The sequence below is a fragment of the Stenotrophomonas sp. YIM B06876 genome (genome assembly GCF_030711595.1).
GTDB lineage: Bacteria > Pseudomonadota > Gammaproteobacteria > Xanthomonadales > Xanthomonadaceae > Stenotrophomonas.
The window spans coordinates 1-1,061 of the sequence record NZ_JAUJUJ010000287.1 but is presented as its reverse complement, the minus strand read 5'-3'; the positions used below and the strand labels follow the sequence as shown (position 1 = coordinate 1,061).

Below are 1,061 nucleotides of genomic sequence, written 5' to 3'. Positions count from 1 at the left end.
TCTTCGCCCGCGTGCGCGACCCGGTGCAGGCCGAGCTCGCGGCAGCGCGCGAATACGCGCGCAAACTTTTCCGGCGGGTGGCCGACCTCGCTGGAGTCGAGCCCCACACCGATGAACTTGTCCCGCAGGGGCAGCGCCTGCTCCAGCGTCGCGAACGCGTCTTCCTCGCTGAGGTGGCGCAGAAAGCACAGGATCAGCGAGGCGCTNGCCGACCTCGCTGGAGTCGAGCCCCACACCGATGAACTTGTCCCGCAGGGGCAGCGCCTGCTCCAGCGTCGCGAACGCGTCTTCCTCGCTGAGGTGGCGCAGAAAGCACAGGATCAGCGAGGCGCTGATGCCCAGCTCGGTGCGCGCATCGGCACAGGCGCGGTGCAGACCGTTGACCACCGCCTCGATGTGCACGCCGCGCGCGGTGTGCGTTTGCGGGTCGAAGAAAATCTCTGTGTGCACTACGTTATCGATAGCTGCCCGCGCAAGGTAGGCGCGGGCCATATCGTAGAAGTCCTGCTCATGCAGCAGCACGCTGGCGCCGGCGTAGTAGATGTCGAGAAAGCTTTGCAGGTTGCTGAACGCATAGGCGCCGCGCAACTCTTCCACGCTGGCATAGGGCAGCGCCAGGTGGTTGCGCCGGGCCAGGGCAAAGATCAGCTCGGGCTCGAGCGAGCCTTCGATGTGGATGTGCAGCTCGGCCTTGGGCATGCTGCGCAGCAGCTCGGGCAGGCGGTGTGCGGCAATGTGCGGGACCTGGAACATCAGCAGACTCCAAAGGTGATGCCGCTGCCCTTGAGGAAGCGGCGGTAGGCCGACGAGGCTTTGTCGGCCGCGGTGTGCAGCTCGGCACGCAGGTCCAGTGGCAGGCGCTTGGGGTTTTGCGACTCCAGCACCGGCTGATCCTGCGTGAAGATGGTGTGCTGGAACGCCTGCAGCTTCTCGTCGGGCGAATCGAAATCGGCCATGGCGAGGCGAAACCAAACGCGGCTGCTCTCGTGCGTGAGCGGGCAGATGTACAGCGCGATCGATTCGCGCCAGCCTTCGACAGTCGTGCTGCCCTCTTCCGGCAC

3 pseudogenes are annotated in these 1,061 nt (G+C 65.8%); all 3 read right to left on the bottom strand.

The features are described 5' to 3' along the window. Positions 1-236, bottom strand: a pseudogene (locus QZH66_RS16790) (hypothetical protein); the annotation flags it as partial. 109 nt (positions 237-345) lie between these two features. Further along, a pseudogene (locus QZH66_RS16785) lies at positions 346-699 on the bottom strand (adenosine deaminase); the annotation flags it as partial. A 53-nt stretch (positions 700-752) separates the two neighbouring features. Continuing rightward, positions 753-1,061, bottom strand: a pseudogene (locus QZH66_RS16780) (hypothetical protein); the annotation flags it as partial.